This is a genomic window from Sphingomonas sp., from assembly GCF_036269755.1.
In the GTDB taxonomy this organism is placed as follows: Bacteria; Pseudomonadota; Alphaproteobacteria; order Sphingomonadales; family Sphingomonadaceae; genus Sphingomonas.
The window spans coordinates 26,165-49,061 of sequence record NZ_DATBDV010000019.1; the positions used below are offsets into that span (position 1 = coordinate 26,165).

At 66.1% G+C, this 22,897-nt stretch carries 25 protein-coding genes and 1 tRNA gene; 15 read left to right on the top strand and 11 right to left on the bottom strand.

The window, feature by feature from the left end:
- Positions 1-23 precede the first annotated feature (23 nt).
- Positions 24-458 carry a hypothetical protein gene (locus VH326_RS12265; protein WP_329632119.1) on the top strand — a complete coding sequence of 145 codons (435 nt, stop codon included), beginning with the start codon at positions 24-26 and terminating at the stop codon, positions 456-458.
- Between the two features lie 203 nt (positions 459-661).
- On the opposite strand, the gene VH326_RS12270 is transcribed toward VH326_RS12265, so the two are convergent.
- Positions 662-736, bottom strand: a tRNA-Gly gene (locus VH326_RS12270).
- Between the two features lie 170 nt (positions 737-906).
- Between VH326_RS12270 and VH326_RS12275 the strand changes: the two genes are divergently transcribed.
- Together VH326_RS12275 and VH326_RS12280 are read left to right on the top strand one after the other, a co-directional pair.
- On the top strand, positions 907-1,803 hold the full coding sequence (locus VH326_RS12275) for a tetratricopeptide repeat protein (RefSeq protein WP_329632120.1): 897 nt from the start codon (positions 907-909) through the stop codon (positions 1,801-1,803).
- On the top strand, positions 1,800-2,420 hold the full coding sequence (locus VH326_RS12280) for an LON peptidase substrate-binding domain-containing protein (protein ID WP_329632121.1): 621 nt from the start codon (positions 1,800-1,802) through the stop codon (positions 2,418-2,420). Before VH326_RS12275 ends, VH326_RS12280 begins: the two co-directional genes overlap by 4 nt.
- 110 nt (positions 2,421-2,530) lie before the next feature.
- On the opposite strand, the gene VH326_RS12285 is transcribed toward VH326_RS12280, so the two are convergent.
- A complete protein-coding gene (locus tag VH326_RS12285; RefSeq protein ID WP_329632122.1) occupies positions 2,531-3,508 on the bottom strand; it encodes an agmatine deiminase family protein in 978 nt (325 codons plus the stop codon).
- Entirely contained in the window at positions 3,505-5,142 is a 1,638-nt protein-coding gene (locus VH326_RS12290) for a M28 family peptidase (RefSeq protein ID WP_329632123.1), read from the bottom strand. The genes VH326_RS12285 and VH326_RS12290 overlap by 4 nt, the downstream gene beginning before the upstream one ends.
- A 161-nt stretch (positions 5,143-5,303) precedes the next feature.
- Between VH326_RS12290 and VH326_RS12295 the strand changes: the two genes are divergently transcribed.
- Entirely contained in the window at positions 5,304-7,316 is a 2,013-nt protein-coding gene (locus VH326_RS12295; RefSeq protein ID WP_329632124.1) for a S9 family peptidase, read from the top strand.
- A gap of 63 nt (positions 7,317-7,379) precedes the next feature.
- Here the strand turns inward: VH326_RS12295 and rpsD are convergent, their stop codons facing one another.
- The 4 genes from rpsD to VH326_RS12315 form a co-directional block, all read right to left on the bottom strand.
- Positions 7,380-7,994 (bottom strand): 30S ribosomal protein S4, encoded by a 615-nt coding sequence (gene rpsD, locus VH326_RS12300; protein WP_329632125.1) that lies wholly within the window; start codon positions 7,992-7,994, stop codon positions 7,380-7,382.
- Positions 7,995-8,171: 177 nt separating this feature from the next.
- Entirely contained in the window at positions 8,172-8,426 is a 255-nt protein-coding gene (locus VH326_RS12305) for a hypothetical protein (RefSeq protein WP_329632126.1), read from the bottom strand.
- A gap of 69 nt (positions 8,427-8,495) precedes the next feature.
- A complete protein-coding gene (locus tag VH326_RS12310; RefSeq protein ID WP_329632127.1) occupies positions 8,496-9,215 on the bottom strand; it encodes an RNA methyltransferase in 720 nt (239 codons plus the stop codon).
- A gap of 32 nt (positions 9,216-9,247) precedes the next feature.
- Positions 9,248-9,814, bottom strand: a complete 567-nt coding sequence (locus VH326_RS12315; RefSeq protein ID WP_329632128.1) for a DUF1579 domain-containing protein — start codon at positions 9,812-9,814, stop codon at positions 9,248-9,250.
- A gap of 38 nt (positions 9,815-9,852) precedes the next feature.
- Here VH326_RS12315 and VH326_RS12320 point away from each other — a divergent pair, with 38 nt between their 5' ends.
- The 5 genes from VH326_RS12320 to nrdR all read left to right on the top strand — a co-directional run bounded on the left by VH326_RS12320 (position 9,853) and on the right by nrdR (position 13,326).
- On the top strand, positions 9,853-10,677 hold the full coding sequence (locus VH326_RS12320) for a LytTR family DNA-binding domain-containing protein (protein WP_329632129.1): 825 nt from the start codon (positions 9,853-9,855) through the stop codon (positions 10,675-10,677).
- A gap of 61 nt (positions 10,678-10,738) precedes the next feature.
- Entirely contained in the window at positions 10,739-11,185 is a 447-nt protein-coding gene (rpiB, locus tag VH326_RS12325; RefSeq protein ID WP_329632130.1) for a ribose 5-phosphate isomerase B, read from the top strand.
- Complete coding sequence (gene glyA, locus VH326_RS12330) at positions 11,182-12,492, top strand: serine hydroxymethyltransferase (protein WP_329632131.1); 1,311 nt, start codon at positions 11,182-11,184, stop codon at positions 12,490-12,492. Before rpiB ends, glyA begins: the two co-directional genes overlap by 4 nt.
- A gap of 2 nt (positions 12,493-12,494) precedes the next feature.
- A complete protein-coding gene (locus tag VH326_RS12335; RefSeq protein ID WP_329632132.1) occupies positions 12,495-12,815 on the top strand; it encodes a zinc ribbon domain-containing protein in 321 nt (106 codons plus the stop codon).
- 46 nt (positions 12,816-12,861) lie between these two features.
- On the top strand, positions 12,862-13,326 hold the full coding sequence (nrdR, locus tag VH326_RS12340) for a transcriptional regulator NrdR (RefSeq protein WP_329632133.1): 465 nt from the start codon (positions 12,862-12,864) through the stop codon (positions 13,324-13,326).
- Here nrdR and VH326_RS12345 read toward each other — a convergent pair.
- Together VH326_RS12345 and hemA are read right to left on the bottom strand one after the other, a co-directional pair.
- On the bottom strand, positions 13,323-13,505 hold the full coding sequence (locus tag VH326_RS12345; RefSeq protein WP_329632134.1) for a hypothetical protein: 183 nt from the start codon (positions 13,503-13,505) through the stop codon (positions 13,323-13,325). The genes nrdR and VH326_RS12345 overlap by 4 nt on opposite strands.
- Positions 13,506-13,806: 301 nt before the next feature.
- Positions 13,807-15,048: a 5-aminolevulinate synthase gene (gene hemA, locus VH326_RS12350; protein WP_329632135.1), complete on the bottom strand. Its 1,242-nt coding sequence runs from the start codon at positions 15,046-15,048 to the stop codon at positions 13,807-13,809.
- Between the two features lie 176 nt (positions 15,049-15,224).
- Between hemA and VH326_RS12355 the strand changes: the two genes are divergently transcribed.
- Complete coding sequence (locus tag VH326_RS12355; RefSeq protein WP_329632136.1) at positions 15,225-15,398, top strand: hypothetical protein; 174 nt, start codon at positions 15,225-15,227, stop codon at positions 15,396-15,398.
- Here VH326_RS12355 and murI read toward each other — a convergent pair.
- Complete coding sequence (murI, locus tag VH326_RS12360; RefSeq protein ID WP_329632137.1) at positions 15,395-16,186, bottom strand: glutamate racemase; 792 nt, start codon at positions 16,184-16,186, stop codon at positions 15,395-15,397. The two genes, VH326_RS12355 and murI, sit on opposite strands and share 4 nt — an antisense overlap.
- Before the next feature lie 132 nt (positions 16,187-16,318).
- On the opposite strand from murI, the gene plsY reads away from it, so the two are divergent.
- From plsY to topA, 5 genes are all read left to right on the top strand, one after another.
- A complete protein-coding gene (plsY, locus tag VH326_RS12365) occupies positions 16,319-16,882 on the top strand; it encodes a glycerol-3-phosphate 1-O-acyltransferase PlsY (protein WP_329632230.1) in 564 nt (187 codons plus the stop codon).
- Positions 16,879-17,958 (top strand): DNA-processing protein DprA, encoded by a 1,080-nt coding sequence (dprA, locus tag VH326_RS12370; RefSeq protein WP_329632138.1) that lies wholly within the window; start codon positions 16,879-16,881, stop codon positions 17,956-17,958. The genes plsY and dprA overlap by 4 nt, the downstream gene beginning before the upstream one ends.
- Before the next feature lie 469 nt (positions 17,959-18,427).
- Positions 18,428-19,591, top strand: a complete 1,164-nt coding sequence (locus tag VH326_RS12375) for a vWA domain-containing protein (RefSeq protein WP_329632139.1) — start codon at positions 18,428-18,430, stop codon at positions 19,589-19,591.
- 41 nt (positions 19,592-19,632) lie between these two features.
- Positions 19,633-20,007: a hypothetical protein gene (locus VH326_RS12380; protein WP_329632140.1), complete on the top strand. Its 375-nt coding sequence runs from the start codon at positions 19,633-19,635 to the stop codon at positions 20,005-20,007.
- Between the two features lie 61 nt (positions 20,008-20,068).
- Positions 20,069-22,591 carry a type I DNA topoisomerase gene (topA, locus tag VH326_RS12385; RefSeq protein ID WP_329632141.1) on the top strand — a complete coding sequence of 841 codons (2,523 nt, stop codon included), beginning with the start codon at positions 20,069-20,071 and terminating at the stop codon, positions 22,589-22,591.
- On the opposite strand, the gene VH326_RS12390 is transcribed toward topA, so the two are convergent.
- A complete protein-coding gene (locus VH326_RS12390) occupies positions 22,592-22,888 on the bottom strand; it encodes a hypothetical protein (RefSeq protein ID WP_329632142.1) in 297 nt (98 codons plus the stop codon). It abuts the gene before it with no gap.
- Between the last annotated feature and the right edge of the window lie 9 nt (positions 22,889-22,897).

Genomic DNA, 22,897 nt, shown 5'->3' on the forward strand with positions numbered 1-22,897 from the left:
GCGCTGATCACAAGGGGGTGCAGATGGACATGGTTCGAACCAATTCGGTCACGCGTCGCCGTGCGTTGCGCGGGATGGCCGCGGTTACCGCCGGATCGGTCGTGCTTCCCGGTATCGCCAAGGCGTTGCCGCTCGAAGGCGACGTTCGCGTGCTGCGCTGCCGTTACGCGCTGCGCGGCGATCGCATCGTCGAGGGCTATTTCGTGTCGCCGCGCGGCACGCACCAGATCGACACGATGGTGCTGTTGCATCGCGAAGCCGGGCTCGATGCCGCGGCGCTCGCGACCGCGCGGCGCTATGCCAGCGCGGGCAAGCTCGTCGTGCTGCCCGATCTTTCCGCTACCTATCGCGGCTCGCTCGCCGGACGCGACGCTCAGGTCGCCGACGTCAAGCGGCTGGCCGGCAAGCTCGCCAAGCATGCCCGCGGGACGGGCAAGGTCGAGGTGGTTTCGATCTGATTTGAGGCCAACGCCGGTAAAAGAGCCGCCGGGCGACCGGCGGCCTTTTTGTTCGTGGTTCGAGATTGCGATGGATTCGAACCACGCGCGTAGCCCGATAGGGCGGAGCGCCAACAAAAGACTCGCGGGTTCCGACATGGCAGAGCCACGCCGTCCGAACTGCCGCTGAGCACGATTTAGCGCAGCTAAATCGCTGCGGCAGTTGGAGCGGGCGAAGGGATTCGAACCCTCGACCCCAACCTTGGCAAGGTTGTGCTCTACCCCTGAGCTACGCCCGCTCTGGCGCCGGCCCGTGACATCACGGGCGGGTAAGGAGCGGCGCCACTAGCATCGCGCCCCATCGTCCGCAACCCCTTCGCGCGACCGTCCGAAAAGCCTTGGCTTCACGCCTTCCGCCACCACATAAGGGCCTCGCTGCAACGGAGAATGCGCCTTGGCCACGCTTGGAATGACCCCTGCCGAAAAGGAAGCCGTCGAGGCGTTCCGCCGCGACGTGGTCGAGCCGTCGATGACCAAGCTGGTGCTGATCGACTTCTGGGCGGAATGGTGCGGGCCGTGCAAGGCGCTGTCGCCGGTGATCGAGAAGGTCGCCGCCGATTATGCCGACAAGGGCGTGGTGCTGGCCAAGATCGACACCGACGCCAACCAGTTCATCGCCGCGCAATTCCAGATCAAATCGATCCCGACCGTCTATGCGATGTTCCAGGGGCAGTTGGTCGCCGACCTGACCCCCGCGCGCACCGAATCGCAGCTCAAGAAGATGCTCGACCAGATCCTCGCCCAGCTCCCGATCGACAGCGCCGAAGCGCAGACCGAGGCCGAGATCGAGCCTTTGATCGCGATGGGCGAGCAAGTGCTGGCCGAGGGCGACGCTGAGCGCGCCGTCTCCATTTTCGATCAGGTCGCCGAAATCGCGCCTGACCATCCCGAGGTCGTGTCCGGCCGCGTCCGCGCGCTGATTGCAGCCGGTCGGCTCGACGAGGCGGAGGCCGCGCTCGCCGCAGTGTCGGGAGACGCGACCAAGGGCCCGGAGCTCGACCGCGCGCGCGCCGCGCTCGACCTCGCGCGCTCGGCACCGCCCGCGGCCGATCTCGCGCCGCTGATCGCCGCCGCCCAAGCCAACCCGGACGACCTTCAGGCGCGGTTCGACCTCGCCAACGCGCAAATGGCAGCCGGAGAGCGCGACGCCGCGGCCGATTCGCTGCTCGGCATCGTCGCCAAGGATCGCGATTGGAACGATGGCGCCGCGCGCGCGCAATTCCTCAAGTTGCTCGAAGTGGTCGGGCTCGAGGATCCTTGGGTATCGGCGCAGCGCCGGCGACTGTCGGCGATCTTGTTCACGTGACGACGCGGCTGTCGATCTTCCCTTTGGCGGGCGCGCTGCTGTTCCCGCGCATGCATTTGCCGCTGCACATCTTCGAGCCGCGCTATCGCGCGCTGGTCAGCGACGCGATGGCGCGCGACCGCCGGATCGGGATGATCCAGCCGCGCGGCGCGAGCGAGCGCGACCAAAGCCCGCCCCTGTTCGATCTGGGCTGCGTCGGGCGGATCGTCGAGGTCGAGGCGCTCGACGACGGCCGGTTCGATATCGTGCTGGAGGGGCAGGCATTGTTCCATGTGGCGCGCGAGCTCGAAGTGACGACGGCGTTTCGCCAGGTCGAGGCCGATCTGCTTCCCCTCAAAGACGAACCCGAAATCCTCTCGATCGCGCACCGCGCCGCGCTCGAAACCGAATCGCGCCGTTTCGCCGACGCTCAGGGCTACGCGGTCGATTGGGATTCAGTCGGACGGCTCGACGACGAGGCTTTGGTCAACGGCATCTCCCAGATCGCGCCGTTCGATTCGGCGGCCAAGCAGGCGTTGCTCGAAGCTACGGACTTAGCGGAGCGCGCGGAACTGATCGTCCAGCTGATGCAATTCTTCGGCCGCCACGACGGTGAGGACCGAGTCACGCTGCAATAGTCTGTCGCGGTGCCAGCCCGCTCTCCCACCCGACCGCCCATAGAATATCGTAACTGGGCGGCGGGGTGGGGCAGCGGGCCGGCACCGCATATCGGCGATTGCCGATCAAATTAGGCGGGGATTTGCTGGCTGATGCAGTGGAAGCTGCCGCCGCCGGTGAGAATATGGTCGGCGCGTAGCCCGATCACCTCCCGCCCCGGAAACAGCGCGCCGATCGCGGCGACGGCGGACTGGTCGTTGTCGGTACCGTAGAGCGGCACGACCACGCTGGCATTGCCGATGTAGAAGTTCATATAGCTCGCCGGCACGATTTCCTCGTCACGCAGCACGCGGCCGGGGGAGGGCACCGATACCACGGTGACGTTATCATGCTCGCGGGCGCGTTGCCCGGCGCGCTGGTAGACTTGCCAATTGGGGTCGTTGTCGCTCGCCTCGGGCACGGCAAGCGTGCGCGGCGCGACGAACCGCGCGAGGTTGTCGACATGGCCGTCGGTATGGTCGTGAAGCAGGCCGTCGCCGAGCCACAGCACTTCGTCATAGCCGAGATCGCGATAGAGCAGATCCTCGATCTCGCTGCGCGACATCGCGCCGTTGCGGTTGCGGTTGAGCAGGCATTGCTCGGTGGTGACGACGAGCCCGGTGCCGTCGCCGTCGATCGCGCCACCTTCGAGGATCCAGTTGAAGCTTTCGACTCGCTTGCCCCGCGCCTGGGCGAGCCGGAAGCTGACATCGTCGTCGCCCGGCAAATCGTACTTGCCGCCCCAGCCGTTGAACTGGAAGTCGGCGGCGACGCCGTCGCCGCGGACGATCGGTCCAGTGTCGCGCAGCCAGATGTCGCCGAACGGCTGCACCACGATCCGCGCGAAGTCCCCCGCGCGACGCCGCGCCGCCGCCGCCGCTTCCTCGTCGGCCGCGACCAGCAGCACTTGCTCGCCCTTGCCGCCGGCATGCACCGCGCGGGCAAACGCCGTCACTTCGTCGCGCGCCGGCTCGAGGTCGAGCTCCCACAGCTCGGGATGGCTCGGAAACCCGATCCACACCGCCTTGTGCGGCGCCCATTCGGGCTTGGGCGGCGGCAGGCGAGTCACTGGCCGGCGCGGCTCCGGTCGCGAATGCCGCGGAATTCGGCGGTCTTGTACCAATTGGGCCACGAGCTCGTGTCGTCGGCGAGCCGCCGCCCGAACTGAAAATAGAGCGTCAGGTCCTGCACGGCGCCGGCCCAGTTCCAGTTCGGATCGTACTCGTCCTGCGGCTTGTGATAGCGGTTGGCGATGTAATCGAGCGTCGCGGCGTGCCCCTTGGCGACGCCGCCATCGACCAGATCCTCGCCCGATCCGCCGTCGAACATCGGCACGCCGAGCTTGGCGAAGCTGAAATGGTCCGACCGGAAATAGCCGCCGCGCTCGGGGTTGGGCTCGGGCGTCATCACCCGGCCCTGCGCCTCGACCAGCGGCCGCATCAGATCGTCGAGCTCGGACTTGCCCCAGCCGCTGACGACGAAATCGCGCGTCGGGCCGATCACGTTGAGAACGTCCATGTTGACCCCGCCGACCATCTTGGCGAGCGGATAGACCGGATGCTCGGCGTAATAACGCGATCCGAGCAAGCCGCATTCCTCGCACGTCACCGACATGAACACCATCGATCGCTTGGCCGGGCCCGCTTTCACTTGCGCTTCGGCGAGCGCGACAAGCCCCGCGACCCCGCTGGCATTGTCGAGCGCGCCGTTGCAGATGCCGTCGGCGTTGACCGGATCGCAATGGCCCAGATGGTCCCAGTGCGCGGTGTACATCACCGTTTCGTCGGACTTGGTCGTGCCGGGCAGGATGCCGATGACGTTCTTGGACATGCTGCGGCGCACGGCGTTGTCGAAGCTGACCGACGCCTTCACGCCCAATGGCACCGCGCGGAAGCCCTTGTGCTTGGCGGCCTCCGACAGTGCGGCGAAATCCTTGCCGGCACTGGCGAACAGCGCCTTGGCCTGGTCGAGTTGGATCCAGCCGGTCGCCTGGCTCTGGTCGAGATGGTCGCCCTTCTCGTCGAGCTCGACTTGGGCCCCGGTCCAGCTCGACCGCACGACCGCCCAGGGATAAGCCGCGGGCTCGGTGTCGTGGACGATGATCGCGGCGGCGGCGCCCTGGCGCGCGGCTTCCTCGAACTTGTAGGTCCAGCGGCCGTAATAGGTCATCGCCTTGCCGTCGAAGAGGCCATCCTTTCCCGGCGTCTGCCAGTCGGGATCGTTAACCAGGATGACGACCGTCTTCCCCTTCACATCCATCCCGGCATAGTCGTTCCACCCTTTTTCGGGCGCATCGATGCCATAGCCGACGAACACGACATCCGAATTCCTGATGTCGACGCGTGGCGTGACGCGATAGGTCGCGATCACCATCTGGTCGCGATAGCCGAGCGCAAGCGGTGCCTTGCCCCCGGTAAAGGTCAGCGGCGAAACGTTTCGCGCGTCAAGTTCGACCATCGGCACTTGCTGGAACCAGCTGCCGTGATTGCCCGGCTGGAGGCCCGCGGCCTTGAAGCGCTCGACGATATAGGCCGTGGTCTTCTCCTCCGCCGGCGTGGTCGGCTTGCGCCCCTCGAACGCGTCCGACGACAGCGTCTTGTCGACATCCCTCAGCGTATCGACCGAGATGGCAGGCGTGCTGGGTTGGGCAAAGGCCGAACCAGCCGCGACGGCTGCAGCGACCAGGAAGACGAAGCGGCGCATGCGGTATCTCTCGCAGATGATGGATTTGCGTTGTCTGGCAGGGCCTTTCGCGCCATGCAAGCCAACCACTCGCCCAAGTCATGCAATCTTCGGTTGCACGTCTCGGCAGCCTCGCTAAGTGTCGGAAAATTAGAAGGATAAGATGTAGCAAGGGGGGGTGAATGCGATATTTTGGGAGAGCGCTGGCTGGGCTGGCGACGGTTGCGTTGGCAGGTGGCGCCATCGCGGGGGCGCCAGCCGACTCGCCCGTTGCCAAGTCGCCATCCGAAATAGCCAAAGCCTTCGGCGCGCGCGAGAACATTCAGCAAATCAGCCTGTCGCCCGGCGGCGACAAAGTTGCCATGCTGATGCCGCTCGCTGGGCGCGGCATGGCGCTGTTCGTCACCAACCTGGCGGGCGACGCAACCCCCAAACCGATCATGAAATCCAGCGGCGACACCGATCAGCTTCGGGATTGCCGTTGGTCGACCGACACGCGGTTGATCTGCAGCATCTCGCTGACTGCCTCTGACGGTTCGGTTCGGCTGGGCTATTCGCGAACGATCGCGCTCAACGACGACGGGTCGAACGGCAAGGTTCTGTCGGCGCGGACCAGTTCCGACGCGCTGGACATCACGCAGAATGGCGGATCGCTGATCGATTGGGGGGCGGGCGGCACCGGCTCCGTGCTGATGACGCACTATTACGTGCCGGAATATTCTACCGGTACGCACACTGCCGAAACCCGCCGGGGGCTGGGCGTCGATCTGGTCGACACCGCGACGATGTCGCGCAAGGTCGTCGAGCAGCCGCGCGAAGGCGCCTTCGCCTATATCAGTGACGGTCAGGGCGCGGTGCGCGTGATGGGGCTGCAGTCGACCGACGGCAACGGCTATGACGGCAACCGCATCACCTATCTCTATCGCCAGCCCGACAGTCGTGACTGGAAGCCGTTGAGCACCGTCCGGATCAACGGCAACATCTATAGCGGTTTCGTACCGGAAGCGGTCGATCGCGACCTCAACGTGGCGTACGGCTTTGAATCGACCGACGGTCGCGTAGCGCTTTATGTGATTTCGCTCGACGGCAGCATGACCAAAAAGCTCATCGCGTCGCGGACCGACGTCGATATGGATTCGCTGATATCGGTCGGGCGCCGGGAACGCGTCGTGGGCGCGGGCTACGTCACCGACCGGCGTCAAGTCCAGTTCTTCGACCCTGAGCTCAACGCGCTTCAGGCAAAGCTGGCAAAGGCGCTGCCTGGCCATATCGTGACGTTCGTCGATGCCAGCGCGGATGAAAACAAGCTGCTGCTGTTCGCCGGGAGCGACAACGATCCTGGCCGCTACTATCTATACGACAAAAAATCCCATTCGTTGGGTGAGATCCTCCCCGCTCGGGCCGAACTGGCCGGGATGCCGCTCAGCACGGTCAAGGCGATCACCTATCAAGCAGCCGACGGCACCACCATCCCTGCCTATCTGACGCTGCCCCCCGGCAGCGACGGCAAGAACCTGCCGACGATCGTCATGCCGCACGGTGGCCCCGCTTCGCGCGACGAATGGGGGTTCGACTGGCTGTCGCAGTTTTTTGCCGCGCGCGGCTTCGCGGTGATCCAGCCCGAATTTCGCGGCTCGGCCGGTTACGGCGACCAGTGGTACAACAAGAACGGCTACCAAGGCTGGCGCACTGCGATGAGCGACATCAACGATGCCGGTCATTGGATGGTCAAATCCGGCATTGCTGACCCCGGGAAGCTGGCGATCGTCGGGTGGTCGTATGGCGGTTATGCTGCCTTGCAAACCTCGGTCGTCGATCCCGATCTGTACAAGGCGATCGTTGCAGTGGCACCGGTCACCGACCTCGAATCGTTGCGCGACGAGTCCCGCAATTTTACTTATTTCCCCCAGCGCGATGCCCAGATTGGTCATGGCCCCTGGGTCGTCGAAGGCTCGCCGGCGCGCAATGCCGAGCGCATCAAGGCGCCGGTCCTGCTGTTCCATGGCGACCGCGACACCAACGTCTGGATCAACGAATCGCGGTTGATGGCGAGCAAGCTGAAAAGCGCCGGCGCAAAGGTCGAGTTGGTCGAATATAAGGGCCTCGACCACCAGCTCGACGACGACAGTACGCGCGCCGACATGCTGGAGAAAGCCGACGCCTTCCTGCGCGCTTCGATGGGAATGAAGCTCTAGACGCCAACGAAAAAGGGCGGCCCCGCAAGGCCGCCCCTTTTGCCGTTCGACGGACTTGCCGGATCAGCGCGAGTAGAACTCGACGACCAGGTTCGGCTCCATCTTCACCGGATAGGGCACTTCGTCGAGCGTCGGCACGCGGGTGAAGGTCACCTTGGCATTGCCGTCGGGCGCGACGTAATCGGGGATTTCGCGCTCGGCGAGGCTCTGCGCCTCCATCACCAGCGCCATTTCCTTGGCCTTGCCGCCCAGCGTGATCTCGTCGCCGACATAGCAGCGGCGCGAGGCGACGTTGCACTTGACGCCATTCACCCGGATGTGGCCGTGGCTCACCATCTGGCGCGCGGCGAAGATCGTCGGCGCGAACTTGGCGCGGTAGACGATCATATCGAGCCGCTGCTCGAGCAAGCCGATCAGGTTCTGACCGGTGTCGCCCTTCATCCGCGCGGCCTCCTGATAGCAGCCCTTGAACTGCTTTTCGGTGACGTCGCCGTAATAGCCCTTGAGCTTCTGCTTGGCGCGCAGCTGGATGCCGAAGTCGGAAACCTTGCCCTTGCGGCGCTGGCCGTGCTGGCCGGGGCCATATTCGCGCTTGTTCACGGGGGACTTGGGACGGCCCCAGATATTCTCGCCCATACGGCGGTCGAGCTTGTGCTTGGCGCTGGTGCGCTTCGTCATGACAGGTCCTTTGCAATTGCCAACAACGACGCCGCCCGAAGGCGGCGCCTCTTCCGGTCATCGCTCTGACAGGATCAGTGAAGATCCGCAGGGCCGCCGCTTCACCGGAGGTGCGGGGCCATCGCGAAGGGCGCGCCTCTATGGAAGAAGCGCGCCTGGGTCAAGTCGTCGAAGCGTTCAGGGCCGCGACGTGGCGGTCGGCCGTCCGCTGGTCATGCTATCCACCGTTCGCGCATTGTCCGCGTCGATCGACACCCATTCGGACCGCGTGTGGCAAACCGACTTGTACGGCACGATCGAGCCGGTCACCGGCTCGCGGCGGCAGATTTTCTTATCCTTCGGCGGCTGGGGCGAATCCTGCGCGGGAGTGGCGGCAAGCGCGGGAACGGTGAACATGGTCGCGGCGATTAGCGCCATCATCTTGAAACGCATCGGTAACTCCAGAATTCTCGGATGATCGCTTCTTAGCAACTTTTGCGCCGCAGCGAAAGGTGAAAACTGTCAGCCTCGCTGTCGTGGATTGGCGAGCGCCGACAGCACGCCGCGCAGCGTACGCACCTCCTGGCTCGACCAGCCGGGCTTGGTGAGCAACGTGCGCAACGTGCGCTTCGTCGCCGGAGCGCGATCGGGCGGAAAGTAGAAGCCGGCGCCGTCGAGCATCGAATCGAGCTGTCCGATCATGCCGTCGAGCTCGACTTGCGGCGCGGGCGGCGGCAGCTCGATTTCGGGCGGCTTGGCGAGCGCTCGCCCCTTCGACCATTCGTACGCGATCAGGATCACCGCCTGCGCCAGGTTGATGCTGCCGAATTCGGGGTTGATCGGTACCGTCACGATCGCCCGCGCGACGGCGACGTCGTCGGTCTCGAGCCCTGATCGCTCGGGGCCGAACAGGATCGCCGAACGGCCGGGTCGCGCTTGAATCTCCCGCGCCGCCACCTCCGGCGTCAGCACCGGCTTGGTGATCCCGCGCTTGCGGACCGTCGTCGCATAAACGTGCGGGCAATCGGCGACCGCATCGGCGACGCTGGAGAACACGCGCGCTTGTTCGAGCACGACGTCGGCGCCCGATGCCGCAGGGCCCGCGGATGGGTTGGGCCAGCCGTCGCGCGGACTGACCAGCCGCATCTCGGTCAGCCCGAAATTGAGCATGGCGCGCGCGGCCTTGCCGATATTCTCACCCAATTGCGGGCGCACGAGGACGATGACGGGATACTCGGTCACACCGTGCGCGGTCGCCCGCCCGCGCGTTCAAGTCAACCTGGCGTCATAGCGCCGCCGTTCGGCCAGTCGGAGTCGCCGACCCGAGTCAGATGCATCTCGAAGAACTGCACCGGCGCTTGTCCCGGCGCGATTCGCTCGCCGATCTCGGTCCAGACCTTGTCTTTCATCGTCGCGGTATAGCGGATCGTCATCGGTCCGGCCGGGATCTCCCAGACATAGCCGTCCGCAGTCGGCGCGATCACGAAATCGCCCGCTCGGCCCAGCGCGTGCGAGCGAAAGTCGTACGCCTGCTTGCCCGGGTCGTACGATATCACCGCGAAGGCGTTGAAGCCGACGCTGCCGTCCGGGTTGAACCCCCTGCCCTCGATCACCCGAATCGTGCCGCCGAGCATCGGCCCGATCCGCTCGGTCTGGGTGACCTTGTGATCGCCGCCCGGAAACTTGCTGACCGCCGGGCCTCGCCACGTCCCGTCCATCCAGGCGAACTTGGCCAGCGCCGTCTTTTGTGCCGCCATCGCGGCGGTATCGGCGACTTGCGCCGCACCCGGCATGGCGACGATCATCGCCGCTGCCAATCCTGCGATCATGAATCTACGCATCTGGCGTCCCTCCTCGGTTCATGGCAGCGTCGGACCCGATGGCGACGCTTTCCCCCGACCAGCAGATTCGCGCGTCGCGGCGCAACCGCCGCTTCGCCAACGCCGCGCGAAAATTCGCCAATCGCGCTAAATCGCTTCCCGGGCTCGCGATGCTGTCGGTCGGCGGCACGGCGGCGATCGTGCTCGCGACGATCATGGGGGCGTTCGGCACGATCGCGATGCCGGTCGGACAGCGTTTCGGCTTCTGGAGCGTGCTGATCGGCTGGAACGTGATCAAATGGCTGGGCTGGTTCGCCTGGACGGTCCGCACGCCCAAAGATTGGGGGCGGGCCAGCGCGATCGGTGCGGTCGTGGTCAACCTGTCGTTGCCGCTCGAGATCCCGCTCGCCCTGCGGTTGTTCGGCGTCGCCGCGACGATCGACCCCACGCGCACCTGGATCGAAGCGGGCGCGATCAGCCTGACCTTGTTCGCGGTGTTGTTCGTCGCCCGCCGCCCGCAATCCGCTCCGGTCCCACCTATCGTCGATGGCGTCCTGTCGCGCGCCGGCGTGCGCGGCCCGGCCGAGGTCCAGGCGGTGACCGCAGAGGATCATTATTGCCGAGTCCATCTGGCAGGCGGGCGCAGCCTGCTCGTGCTCGCGCGGTTCGGCGACCTGCTCGCCGAACTCGCCGCGGTCGACGGCCAGCAAATCCATCGTGGTGCCTGGGTGGCCGCAGCGGCGATCGACGGTGCGGTGCGCGAGGGACGATCATGGCGGCTGGTGACGACCGAGGGGTCGCGACTTTCGGTCAGCGCGCGCCATGTCGCGGCGGTGCGCGCCCGCGGATGGTTGCGAATAAAGCCCCGCGCCGGGGTGGCGTAACCGCCTCGCGCCCGGTAAGGGCAGGGCGACCCGCAAAGCCCAAAGGACCCGCGCCCCGTCCATGCGCATCGCCATCGCGTCCGATCACGCCGCCGTCGAGTTGAAGGCGACGCTCGTCGCGTGGCTGGGTGAGCATGGGCATGATGTCGACGATCTCGGCCCGTTCGACACCGCGAGCGTCGATTATCCCGATTACGGTTACAAGCTGGCCGAAGCGGTCGCGAGCGGCAGCGCAGAGCGCGGGGTCGCGTTGTGCGGATCGGGGGTCGGGATCTCGATCGCCGCCAACCGCAACCCCGGCTGCCGCTGCGCGCTCGTTTCCGAACCGCTGTCGGCGCGCCTCGCCCGCACGCACAACGACGCGAACGCCATCGCGATGGGCGCGCGGCTGATCGGCCAGGAAATGGCCAAGGCTTGCCTCGACGCCTTCCTGTCCGCCGAATTCGCGGGCGGTCGCCACCAGCATCGGGTCGACAAGCTCGGCCAGCCAATGAAAGCCCAGCCATGAGCACCAATCCAGCACTTCACGATGTCCAGCCCAGCGGCTTCTTCACGCGCGGCCTCGCCGATGCCGATCCGGCGGTCTTCGCGGGGGTCGAGCACGAATTGAAGCGCGAGCGCGACCAGATCGAACTGATCGCGAGCGAGAATATCGTGTCGAAGGCGGTGCTCGAAGCGCAAGGATCGGTGTTCACCAATAAATACGCGGAAGGGTATCCGGGGAAGCGCTACTATCAGGGCTGTCACCCGTCGGACGAGGTCGAGCAACTCGCGATCGACCGCGCCAAACAATTGTTCGGGTGCGGGTTCGCCAACGTCCAGCCACATTCGGGCGCGCAAGCCAACGGCGCGGTGATGCTCGCGCTGACCAAGCCCGGCGACACGATCATGGGCCTCAGCCTCGATGCCGGCGGCCACCTGACGCACGGAGCCAAGGCCGCGATGTCGGGCAAGTGGTTCAACGCGGTGCCGTACGGCGTCGATCCCGATACGCACCTGATCGACTTCGATCAGGTCGAGCGGCTCGCCAGGGAGCACCGGCCCAAGCTGATCATCACCGGCGGATCGGCCTATCCGCGGATCATCGACTTCGCCCGCTTTCGCGCGATCGCCGAGGAGGTCGGCGCGTATTTCATGGTCGACATGGCGCATTTCGCCGGGATCGTCGCCGGCGGATTGCACCCGACGCCGTTCGGCCATGCGCACGTCGTCACCACCACCACGCACAAGACGCTGCGCGGGCCGCGCGGCGGCATGGTGATGACCGACGACGAGGCGATCGCCAAGAAGATCAACTCGGCGGTGTTTCCCGGCCTCCAGGGCGGTCCGCTGATGCACGTCATCGCCGCCAAGGCGGTCGCGTTCGGCGAAGCGCTGCAGCCCGATTTCAAGTCGTACATCGCCGCGGTCGTCGAGAACGCCAAGGTTCTTGCCGCGACGCTCAAGGAACGCGGCTGCAACCTGGTGTCGGGCGGCACCGACACCCACCTCGCCTTGGTCGACCTCAGTCCGCTCGGCGTCACCGGCAAGGACGCCGACGAAGCGCTCGAGCGTGCGGGCATCACCTGCAACAAGAACGGCATTCCCAACGACCCGCTGCCCCCGGTCAAGACCAGCGGAATCCGCGTCGGATCGCCCGCCGGCACTACGCGCGGATTCGGCCCCGCCGAGTTCCGCGAGATCGGCAATATGGTCGCCGACGTCCTCGACGGACTCGCCAAAAATGGTGAACAGGGCGTCGCACAGGTAGAAAATGCTGTGCAGCAGCGTGTTAATGCACTATGTCACCGATTCCCGATCTATCAAGGACTGTAGCGATGACCGAGAATCTGACCCGCATGTGCCCGCATTGCGACGCCGCTTTGGCCGAAGGCGCGAAATATTGCTCGAACTGCGGCGCGTTCGTCGCGGGCGACGGCGAGAACACGTTCGAATCGGCCAAGACCTTCGTGATGAACAGCGCCGCCGAGGCCGAAGCCGCCGCGCGCGACCTCATGAAGAACGAGGATGCGCAGAAGATCGCCGGCGCCGCCGCGGTCGGCGCGGTCGCCGCGATCCTCTTGCCGGTCTCGATGGCGACCGGCGCGGTGATCGGTGGCGGGATCATGGCGTATAATCGCTTCGCCAAGAAGGCATGATTCGATAGGGTCCGTGTTCGATCGGAACTAGGATACGGACCCGAAGATGCGATGCCCTTTCTGCGGACATGACGACAGCCAGGTAAAGGATTCGCGGCCGACCGACGACGGCGCCGCGATCCGCCGGCGGCGGCAATGCGAAGGGTGCGCGGCGCGGTTCACCACGTTCGAGCGAATCCAGCTGCGCGAGCTCGTGGTGCTCAAGAGCGAGGACAAGAAAGAACCGTTCGAGCGCGACAAGCTGCTGCGCTCGATCGAGATCGCGACGCGCAAGCGGCCGATCGAGCCGGTGCGGATCGAGAAACTGGTGTCGGGGATCCAGCGCCAGCTCGAAACGTCGGGCGACGGCGAAGTGTCGTCGAAGCGGATCGGCGAACTGGTGATGGAAGGGCTCAAGGGCTTGGATTCGGTCGCCTATATCCGCTTCGCCAGCGTCTATCGCGATTTCAGCGAGGCCAAGGACTTCGAGGAATTCGCCGGCAATGTCGGTGAGATGGCTGGCAAGCCCTAAACCGGCCGGTAGGTGTGGCGCAGGAAGCGATTCCACCCCACCTTGACCTTGCTCTCGACGGCGAAGTGGAAGCCCGGAGCGCCATCTTCGGTGGGCCAGTAGATCATCCGCGCGAGCCCCGCCGGCATCTGCGCCTCGAACGCGACGGCTTGCGGGTGGACATCCGATCCATCGGCCAATCGCCCCTGCGATCGCTTGCCGTCAGTGGTGAACGAGAAGCAGCCAAGTCCGCCGTCGGCCGCGCCGAACGTGCGATCTCACGGTAGGTCCCACGCGCGCCCATCGTCCATCGCGCGTCGAGTTCGATCCAGCCCTTGCCGAATGCGCGAAAGCTGCGCGTGCACCGCATCGAACCTGCGGGCGTCGCGCCTTGGCCGCTCGGTTCGGTCGCCCAGTCGCCAAGCAACGGCTTGAGCGGCCCAAGCAGTCCCCGTCCCTTGCTCCAGCTCGCCATCCTTTCCCCCGATGGCTCGGTGTCGGTCAGGCCGCTTTGCGCAGCTCCAGCCGGCCCCAGATCTCGACCAAAGCCTGCGTCAGTTCGCGCATCATCCGCTCGTCGTGCGTCGGCCCCGGGGTGAAGCGCAACCGTTCGGTGCCGCGCGGGACGGTCGGGTAATTGATCGGCTGAACGTACACGCCGTATTCGCTGAGCAGGATGTCGCTGATCTTCTTGGCCTTGACCGGGTCGCCCACCATCAGCGGCACGATATGCGTGTCGCCCGGCATCACCGGCAGTCCGGCATCGTTCAACATCGCCTTGAGCATCGCGGCCGAGGTTCGCTGTCCCTCGCGCTCGACGTTCGACTGCTTGAGGTGGCGCACCGACGCCAGCACCCCGGCGACCAGCACCGGCGACAGCGAGGTGGTGAAGATGAACCCCGGCGCATAGCTGCGGATCACGTCGATGACCGTGCGATCGGCGGCGATGTAACCGCCCATCACGCCGAACGCCTTGCCCAGCGTGCCCTCGATGATCGTCAACCGGTCGGCGACGCCGTCGCGTTCCGAAATGCCGCCGCCGCGCGGACCGTACATTCCCACCGCGTGAACTTCGTCCAGATAAGTGAGGGCGTTGTATCGGTCGGCGAGGTCGCAGATCGCGCCGACCGGGGCGATGTCGCCCTCCATCGAATAGACGCTCTCGAACGCGATCAGCTTGGGTAGCGCGGGATCCTCGGCGGCGAGCAGTTCCTCGAGATGCGCGAGGTCGTTGTGCCGGAACAGCCTTTTCTCGCATCCCGAATTGCGGATGCCGGCGATCATCGAGGCGTGGTTGAGCTCGTCGGAAAAGATCACGCAGCCCGGGAGCAGCTTGCCGAGCGTCGCCAGCGTCGCTTCGTTCGAGACGTAGCCCGACGTGAAGATCAGCGCGCCTTCTTTGCCGTGCAGGTCGGCGAGTTCGGCTTCGAGGTCGATATGGTAATGCGTGTTGCCGCCGATGTTGCGAGTCCCGCCCGATCCGGCGCCGACATCGTGGAGCGCTTCCTCCATCGCCGCGATCACCTTGGGGTGCTGACCCATCGAAAGATAATCGTTCGAGCACCATACGGTGATCGGCTGCGGCCCGTTATGCCCGGCGAAGCACCGCGCATTGGGATACGCGCCCTTGTTTCGAAGGACATCGATGAACACGCGATATCGACCCTCGGCATGCAGCCGGTCGATCGCCTGGCTGAAGACCCGCGAATAATCGACGGGACGCGCGGTGGCGGGGTCGCTCATGAATCGCCCGTTACCGCGCCCTTCGGCGTTTTTCCATCACTTATGCGTGCAAATTGCGCATCCATGACCTTGCTCTGGGTAAATGAAGCCCGCCTTCATCGTCGCTATGGTCCGAGTCGCCACTTGATGTGGCCGAGAGCAGAGTATCGCTCCCGCGTGTTTGCCGGAGCCAGATGATGACCGACCAGAGCAGCCCGCCGGGCCAAGACCACGATTATTTCAGCCGGCGCGAGTCGCAGGAGCGAACCGCCGCCGACCGATCGAACGACCCTGCCGCACGGCGCGTTCATACCGCGCTGGCCGACGGTTATGCGCAACGGCTGCGCGCGAATATGCCGGTCGCCGGCTAAAGCGACTCGAGCCGGTCGATCCCGTAGCGCGCCAATGCTCGCATGAGGCGGCGTTCGGGGGCGCTGAGTCGCGTGAACACCGCGCGATGTTTGGGCTTGGCCGGCCCATCCTGCCCCGCCGTCAAATGCGCGACTCGCCGCGCGATCCCGTTCGCGCCATCGACGAACGTCACCGCATGCGGCGCCGCGGCCGCCAGTTCGTCGGCAATCAACGGAAAATGCGTGCAAGCGTTGACCACCACATCGATGCGGTCGCCGCCTGGCTGGTCGAACAGCCCGGCCAGCGCCGCGCGACAGCTATCGCGATCGGCAGGCTCGCCGCGCAATTTGGCCTCGGCAAGTTCGACCAGTGCCGCCGAACCGTGGCGCAGCACCGTGCAATCGCTGGCGAACCGCGCGGCGAGATCGGCGACGTAAGGCTGGCGCACCGTCGCATCGGTCCCCAGCACGCCGATCACGCGAGTCGCGCTGATCTCGGCCGCCGGCTTGATCGCCGGCACCGTCCCGACGATCGGCACATCGAGCGCCGCCCGCACCGCGCCAAGCGCGATCGTCGACGCGGTGTTGCACGCGATCACGATCAATCGCGGGTCGTAGCGTTCGGCGAGCCGTCCAAGCAAAGCCGGCACGCGCGCCGCGATCTCCGCCTCGCTCTTGGTGCCATAGGGGAAGCCCGCCGAATCGGCGACGTAGACCAGGCTCGCCTGCGGCAGCAGCTCTCGCACCGTGGCGAGCACCGACAGCCCCCCGACGCCCGAGTCGAACAACAGGATCGGCCGATCGTCCATGCCGCGCGCCTGTGAACCGCGCCGCACTCCTTATCAAGATCATTGGCGATACGACATTGTTTCGACTATGTTCTGACCGGAAAGGGTGGGGCACTGCCGACCGAGTATCTGTGGGGGCCGCCGGCGGGGGCGATGCTGCTGGGCTATTTGCTCGGTTCGATCCCGTTCGGGGTGATCCTGACTCGCGCGTTCGGCGCCGGCGACCTGCGATCGGTCGGATCGGGCAATATCGGCGCGACCAACGTGCTTCGGACCGGGCGCAAGGAGCTGGCCGCGGCGACGTTGGTGCTCGACGGGGCTAAAGGCGCGGCGGCGGTGCTGATCGCTGCCTGGCTGTTCCCCGGCCATGAGGTCCCTGCCGCCGCGGCGGCGTTCCTCGGCCACCTTTATCCGGTCTGGCTGAAGTTCAAGGGCGGCAAAGGTGTCGCGACGTTGCTCGGCATCGCGCTGGCGTTGCACTGGCCGATCGCTCTGGCGTTCGCCGCGGTTTGGCTCGGGCTGTTCGCGTTGCTGCGAATCTCGTCCGTCGCCGGGATCATCGCCGCGATCTCCACACCGATCGCCGCTGCGGTATTCGGCCGGTTCGATCTCGTCCTGCTGTTCATCGCGCTGGCGTTGCTGGTGATATGGAAGCACCGCCTCAATATCGACCGCCTGCTTCAGGGTACCGAGCCGCGCTTCGGGGCGAAGGGTTGAGCGATCCGGGTGTCGCTCGGCTGCGGCTGATCCGCACGCCGACGATCGGGCCGATCACTTATCGCCAGTTGATCGCGCGGTTCGGCAGCGCGGCGGAAGCGATCGCGGCGCTGCCCGATCTCGCGGCACGCGGCGGCGGGCGCGCACCCAGAGTCGTCGACGCGGCGGTCGCCGAACGCGAGATCGCGGCGGTCCACAAGCTCGGCGCGCGCCACGTGTTCGTCGACGATCCGGACTATCCGCCATTGCTCGGCGAGCTCGACAATGCGCCGGCGGCGATGACCGTTCGCGGCGACCTGACGATCGCACGCCGCAGCGTGATCGCGATGGTCGGCGCGCGCAATGCCTCGGCGGCGGCCTGCCGGTTCGCGCGCGGGCTGGCGGTCGAGCTGGGGCGCGAAGGCGTGGTGGTCGTGTCCGGCCTGGCGCGCGGGCTCGACACCGCCGCGCATCAAGGATCGCTTGCCACCGGCACGATCGGGGTGATCGCGAGCGGCATCGACATCGCCTTCCCGCCCGAGAACAAGGACTTGCAGGAACAAGTCGCGACGCAGGGCCTGTTGATCGCCGAACAGCCGCCGGGGATGGAGCCGCTCGCGCGCAACTTCCCGCATCGCAACCGAATCATCGCCGGACTTGCAGTGGGCACCGTGGTCGTCGAGGCCGCGCCCAAATCGGGCTCGCTGATCACCGCGCGGCTGGCCAACGAGGCGGGGCGTGACGTCATGGCGGTGCCCGGCAGCCCGCTCGATCCGCGCGCGCAGGGCTGCAATCTGCTGATTCGCGAGGGCGCCACGCTGGTGCAATCGGCGGCCGACATCCTCGAAACGATTCGCCCGATCGACGCGCGGATGGTGCGGTCGCCTTCGTCCGATTTTACCGGCGCTCCCGCTGTCGACCCGGGCGACGGCGATCGCCGCGCGATTGCCGGCCTGCTCGGCCCTGTCCCGGTCGCGATCGACGAGCTGATCCGCCAGTCTGGGCTGTCGTCCGCGATCGTCGCGACGGTCTTGCTCGAACTCGAGCTGGCGGGGCGGCTGGAGCGCCACGCCGGCGCACGCGTCAGCCTAGGTTAATCTTGCATAGCGCGTCTAATGATACATTGTGACCTTTGGTGGGAGAGGGACAGTGCACAGAATAGCGACGATCGCAGCCATCGGAACGATCGCGACCATGGCGGTGGCTCAACCAGCTTTTCAACAAGGCGCAAAGGCCCGGCTGGCATCGACGACCGGGCTGTGCCGCCGCGCGCCGGCGCTTGCCTCGTTGCCGCCCGAACGAAACCAACAGCAACAGGACAACGACAGGGTTAGCGTTACCGGCGCAATTGCCGAAGCATTACCCCCACCCCCACCCCCGCCCCCGCCGCCACCGCCTCCTCCTGCTGAGGCCGTGTCGAGTAGCGATCTCGTAGTAACCGGATCGCGTGTTGGAGACGGCAAATCCAGCCGCGGTCCGGCAGCGACGCCAGCGCCCGTTTCGCCTCCGGCAATGGCAATGGAGCCGCCACCTCCGTCAGCGACGGCGCCTCCGCCACCGACAGCGATGGCCCCGCCCCCGCCGTCGCGCGACGGATCTATTCAGCCGCAAGCCGGGCTGCTCACCGCGGGCGAGCATGACGACCTGCTCAACCCCGAACTCTATGCGAGCTACGTCCGCCGCTCCGATCTCGGCCAGCGCTGGCAGACCTTGCCGCTCGTCGATACGGCACGCGCACTGACCGTTGCGGTGACCGATCCGGCGGGCCAGCCGATGCCGCTCACCGACGTGGTGCTGACCTGCGCCGACGGCAACAGCCTGACGTTGCGGACGCTGGCCGACGGTACCGCCATATTCTTTCCCGGCCTCGATCGGCTCGGCGATTCGGTGCGACTGTCGGTCCGGTCCGACGGCCGACCGATAGCGGACGATCGTACGGTCTCGATCCCGAGCGCGCCCGGCGGGCAACGCGTCTCGATCACCGCCGCCGGTTCGGCGCGCGCGGTGTCAAAGTTCGACCTGATGCTCGTCGTCGACACCACCGGCAGCATGGGCGACGAACTCGGTTACCTGCAGGCGGAGCTGCGTTCGATCCTGTCCGCGATACGGCGCTCGCACCCGACGCTGGACATCCGCGTCGGGCTGGTCTTCTACCGCGACGTCGGCGACGATTATGTCACCCGAAGCGTGCAGTTCACGGGCGATATCGACCAGACGCAGGCGATACTCGCCCGTCAATATGCCGCTGGCGGAGGCGATTATCCCGAGGCCGTCGACCAAGCGATGAACCGTGCGGTCAACGATTTCCAATGGCGGCCCGACGCGGTCAAATCGATGCTGTGGGTGGCCGACGCGCCGCCGCACGACGATCGGATCGGCGCGAGCTGGACCGCCGCCGAGATCGCGCGCGCCAAGCGAATCCAGATCGTACCCGTCGCCGCCTCGGGCGTCGCCAAGGAAGCCGAGTTCGTGATGCGTGCGATGGCGGCAGCCACCCAGTCGCGCTATCTGTTCCTGACCGATGACAGCGGCGTCGGCCTGCCGCACAACAAGCCGGCGATCGACTGCTATCTGGTGACCAAGCTCGATGCGCTGGTGCGCCGCGTGCTCGACAGCCAGATTACGGGGCGCCGCATCGAGCCCACCCCGGCCGAGGTGATCCGCACCGTCGGCCGGTACGACGGTGGCAAGTGCGTGCTGCCGTCGGGCAACTGGCAGCAGGACGATTGAACCGATATAGCCGTCGCGTCGATCACCGCGGGAGGCAGGACGTGACGGAAAAGGCTGCGTCTTGGCTGTTCCGCGGCGCGGCGATCTACGGCGTCATCCTGCTGCTGCCGGTCTATTTCCTCGAACGTCGCGTTGCCGCGCCCGCGCCGCGCTTGCCGGCACCCGAATATTTCTATGGCTTTATCGGCGCGGCGCTGTCGTTCCAGCTGATCTACTGGCTGATCGGCGGCGATCCGCGACGGTATCGCGCGCTGATGCCGATCGCGGTGGTCGCCAAGCTGAGCTTCTGGGTTCCGACCGCGATCCTTTGGGCGATAGGGCGCACCGCGACCAGCACCTTCGTCCCGACCTGCGGCGACCTCCTGCTCGGCATCGCTTTCTTCGTCGCGTGGCGCTCGTTGCGGCCGGGGGATTGACGCGCGGCTTCGAGCCTCCCCACCTTACACGCGTACACGTGAGGGGCTTTCGCGAAATCCAATGCAATTAGTCATCGTCGAATCGCCGGCCAAGGCGAAGACCATCGAGAAATACCTGGGATCGGACTATCGCGTTCTTGCGAGCTACGGCCATGTCCGCGATCTGCCGCCCAAGGACGGATCGGTCGATCCCGACGCCGGCTTCGCGATGGATTGGGAAAATTACGCCGACAAGGCCAAGCAGCTCAAGGCGATCACTGACGAGGCCAAGAAGGCCGATCGGCTGATCCTCGCGACCGACCCCGATCGCGAGGGCGAGGCGATTTCGTGGCACGTCCAGGAAGTGCTGAGGAACCGCAAGGCACTCCCGAAGGAAGTCGGGCGAGTCACGTTCAATGCGATCACCAAGGCGACGGTGACCGAGGCGATGAAGCATCCGCGCGAGCTCGACGAGGATCTGATCGACGCCTATCGCGCGCGTAGAGCGCTCGATTATCTCGTAGGGTTCACGCTCTCGCCGGTGCTGTGGCGCAAGCTCCCCGGCGCCAAGTCGGCGGGGCGAGTCCAGTCGGTCGCGCTGCGGCTGATCGTCGATCGCGAGCGCGAGATCGAAGCGTTCACCGCGCAGGAATATTGGTCAGTCGCCGCCACGCTCGAACAGGACGGCACGCCGTTCGCCGCGCGCCTCGTCAAGTGGAACGGCGACAAGCTCGACCGCCTGTCGATTGGCCAGGAAGGCGATGCGCTCAAGGCGAAGGCCGATGTCGAGAACGGCCGCTTCACCGTCCAGTCGGTCGAGACCAAGCCCGCGACGCGCAATCCGCCGCCGCCCTTCACCACCTCGACCTTGCAGCAGGAAGCGGCACGCAAGCTCGGCTTCGCCGCCAGCCACACGATGCGAATCGCGCAGGGTCTCTACGAAGACGGCGCGATCACCTACATGCGCACCGACGGCGTCCAGATGGACGGGTCGGCGATCTCGGCGGCGCGCAAGGCGATCACCGATCGTTATGCGGCGAACTACGTCCCCGACAAGCCGCGGATGTACCAGACCAAGGCCAAGAACGCGCAGGAAGCGCACGAAGCGATCCGCCCGACCGATTTCACCAGGGATCGCGCAGGCTCCGGTGACCATGCCCGCCTCTACGAGCTGGTCTGGAAACGCGCGATGGCAAGCCAGATGGCGTCGGCGCAGATGGAGCGCACGACGATCGACCTCGCCGACGGCACCGGCCGGAATGGCCTGCGCGCTACGGGTCAGGTCGTGATCTTCCCCGGCTATCTCGCGCTCTATGAAGAAGGCCGCGACGACGAAGGGGACGAAGAGTCGCGCCGTCTCCCGCGGCTGCGCGACGGCGACGTGCCGGCCAAGCGCGAGGTGACCGCGGAACAACATTTCACCCAGCCGCCGCCACGCTTTTCCGAAGCGAGCCTCGTCAAGCGACTTGAAGAGCTCGGCATTGGCCGGCCCTCGACCTATGCGTCGACGATCCAGGTGCTCAAGGACCGCAACTACGTCCGCGTCGAGAAGAACCGCTTTTTCGCCGAGGAATCGGGCCGTCTCGTCACCGCATTTCTCGAACGATTCTTCGAGAAATACGTCAGCTACGATTACACTGCGGGACTAGAGGACGAGCTCGACGAGATTTCGGGCGGCCGCGCGCAGTGGCAAAAGGTGCTCGAATCATTCTGGCGCGACTTCAAGCCGCGCACATCCGAAGTGATGGAGTTCAAGCCATCCGAGGTGACGCAAGCGCTCGACCAGTTTCTCGCGCCGTACCTGTTTCCCGACAAGGCCGATGGCGGCGATCCGCGGCTGTGCCCCAATTGCGGGCAGGGTCAGCTCTCGCTGCGCGGCGGACGGTTCGGCGCCTTCATCGCTTGCTCGAACTATCCCGAGTGCAAATACACCCGCCGCTTCGCGCAGGGTGGCGCGGCGGAGGGCGGCGATAGTGGTCCCGAAGGGCTCGGCAAGGATCCGGAGACGGGGCTCGAGGTTGAGCGCAAGGCGGGCCGGTTCGGGCCGTACATCCAGTTGGGCGAGGGCAAGGACGCCAAGCGCGCCTCGATCCCCAAGGACATTCCCGAGCTCGATCTGGAATGGGCGCTCAAGCTGCTAAGCCTGCCGCGCGAAATCGGCACGCATCCCGAGACGGGCAAGCCGATCACCGCGTCGATCGGCCGTTATGGGCCATATCTCGCGCACGACGGCAAATATGCGCGGCTGCAATCGACCACTGAAGTCTTCGAGACCGGCATGAACGCTGCGGTGGTCAAGCTGGCGGAGGCCGCCGCCAATGGTGGGCGCCCTGCGCGTGGGTCGCAGGCGCCGCTCAAGGTGCTCGGCGTGCATCCGCGCAGCGAGGCCGAGATCAAGCTGATGGAGGGGCGCTACGGCGCGTACGTCACCGACGGCACGACCAACGCGACCTTGCCCAAGTCGATCGACAAGGATCAGCTGACGCTCGAGGAAGCCGCGCAACTGATCGATGCGCGCGCCGCAGCGGCACCCGCCAAGGGCAAGCGCAAGGCCCCAGCGAAAAAGAAGGCGGCACCGAAGAAGAAGGCGACGGCCAAGAAGTGATCAGGCGGCGCGGCGCCCCGTCTCGTTGAGGAAAGCACGCGCCGCGGCCTGGGCAGTCGCGATCTCGCGCGCAGTCATTTCGTCCGCCACTTCGGCGCGGCAATATTGCGCCGCTTCGTGGCCGCGCACCGCCGCCAGGTTGAACCATTTGTGCGCCTCGATCAGGTCGACATCGGCGCCCGCACTACCGGTCGAATAGACCATGCCGAGCTCGTAATAGGCGTCCGGGTCGCCGCGCATCGCGTCACGCAACCGGCTCTCGATCAGAAACTGCGCACTCTTCAGGCTGCTGCCCATCTCGCCAAC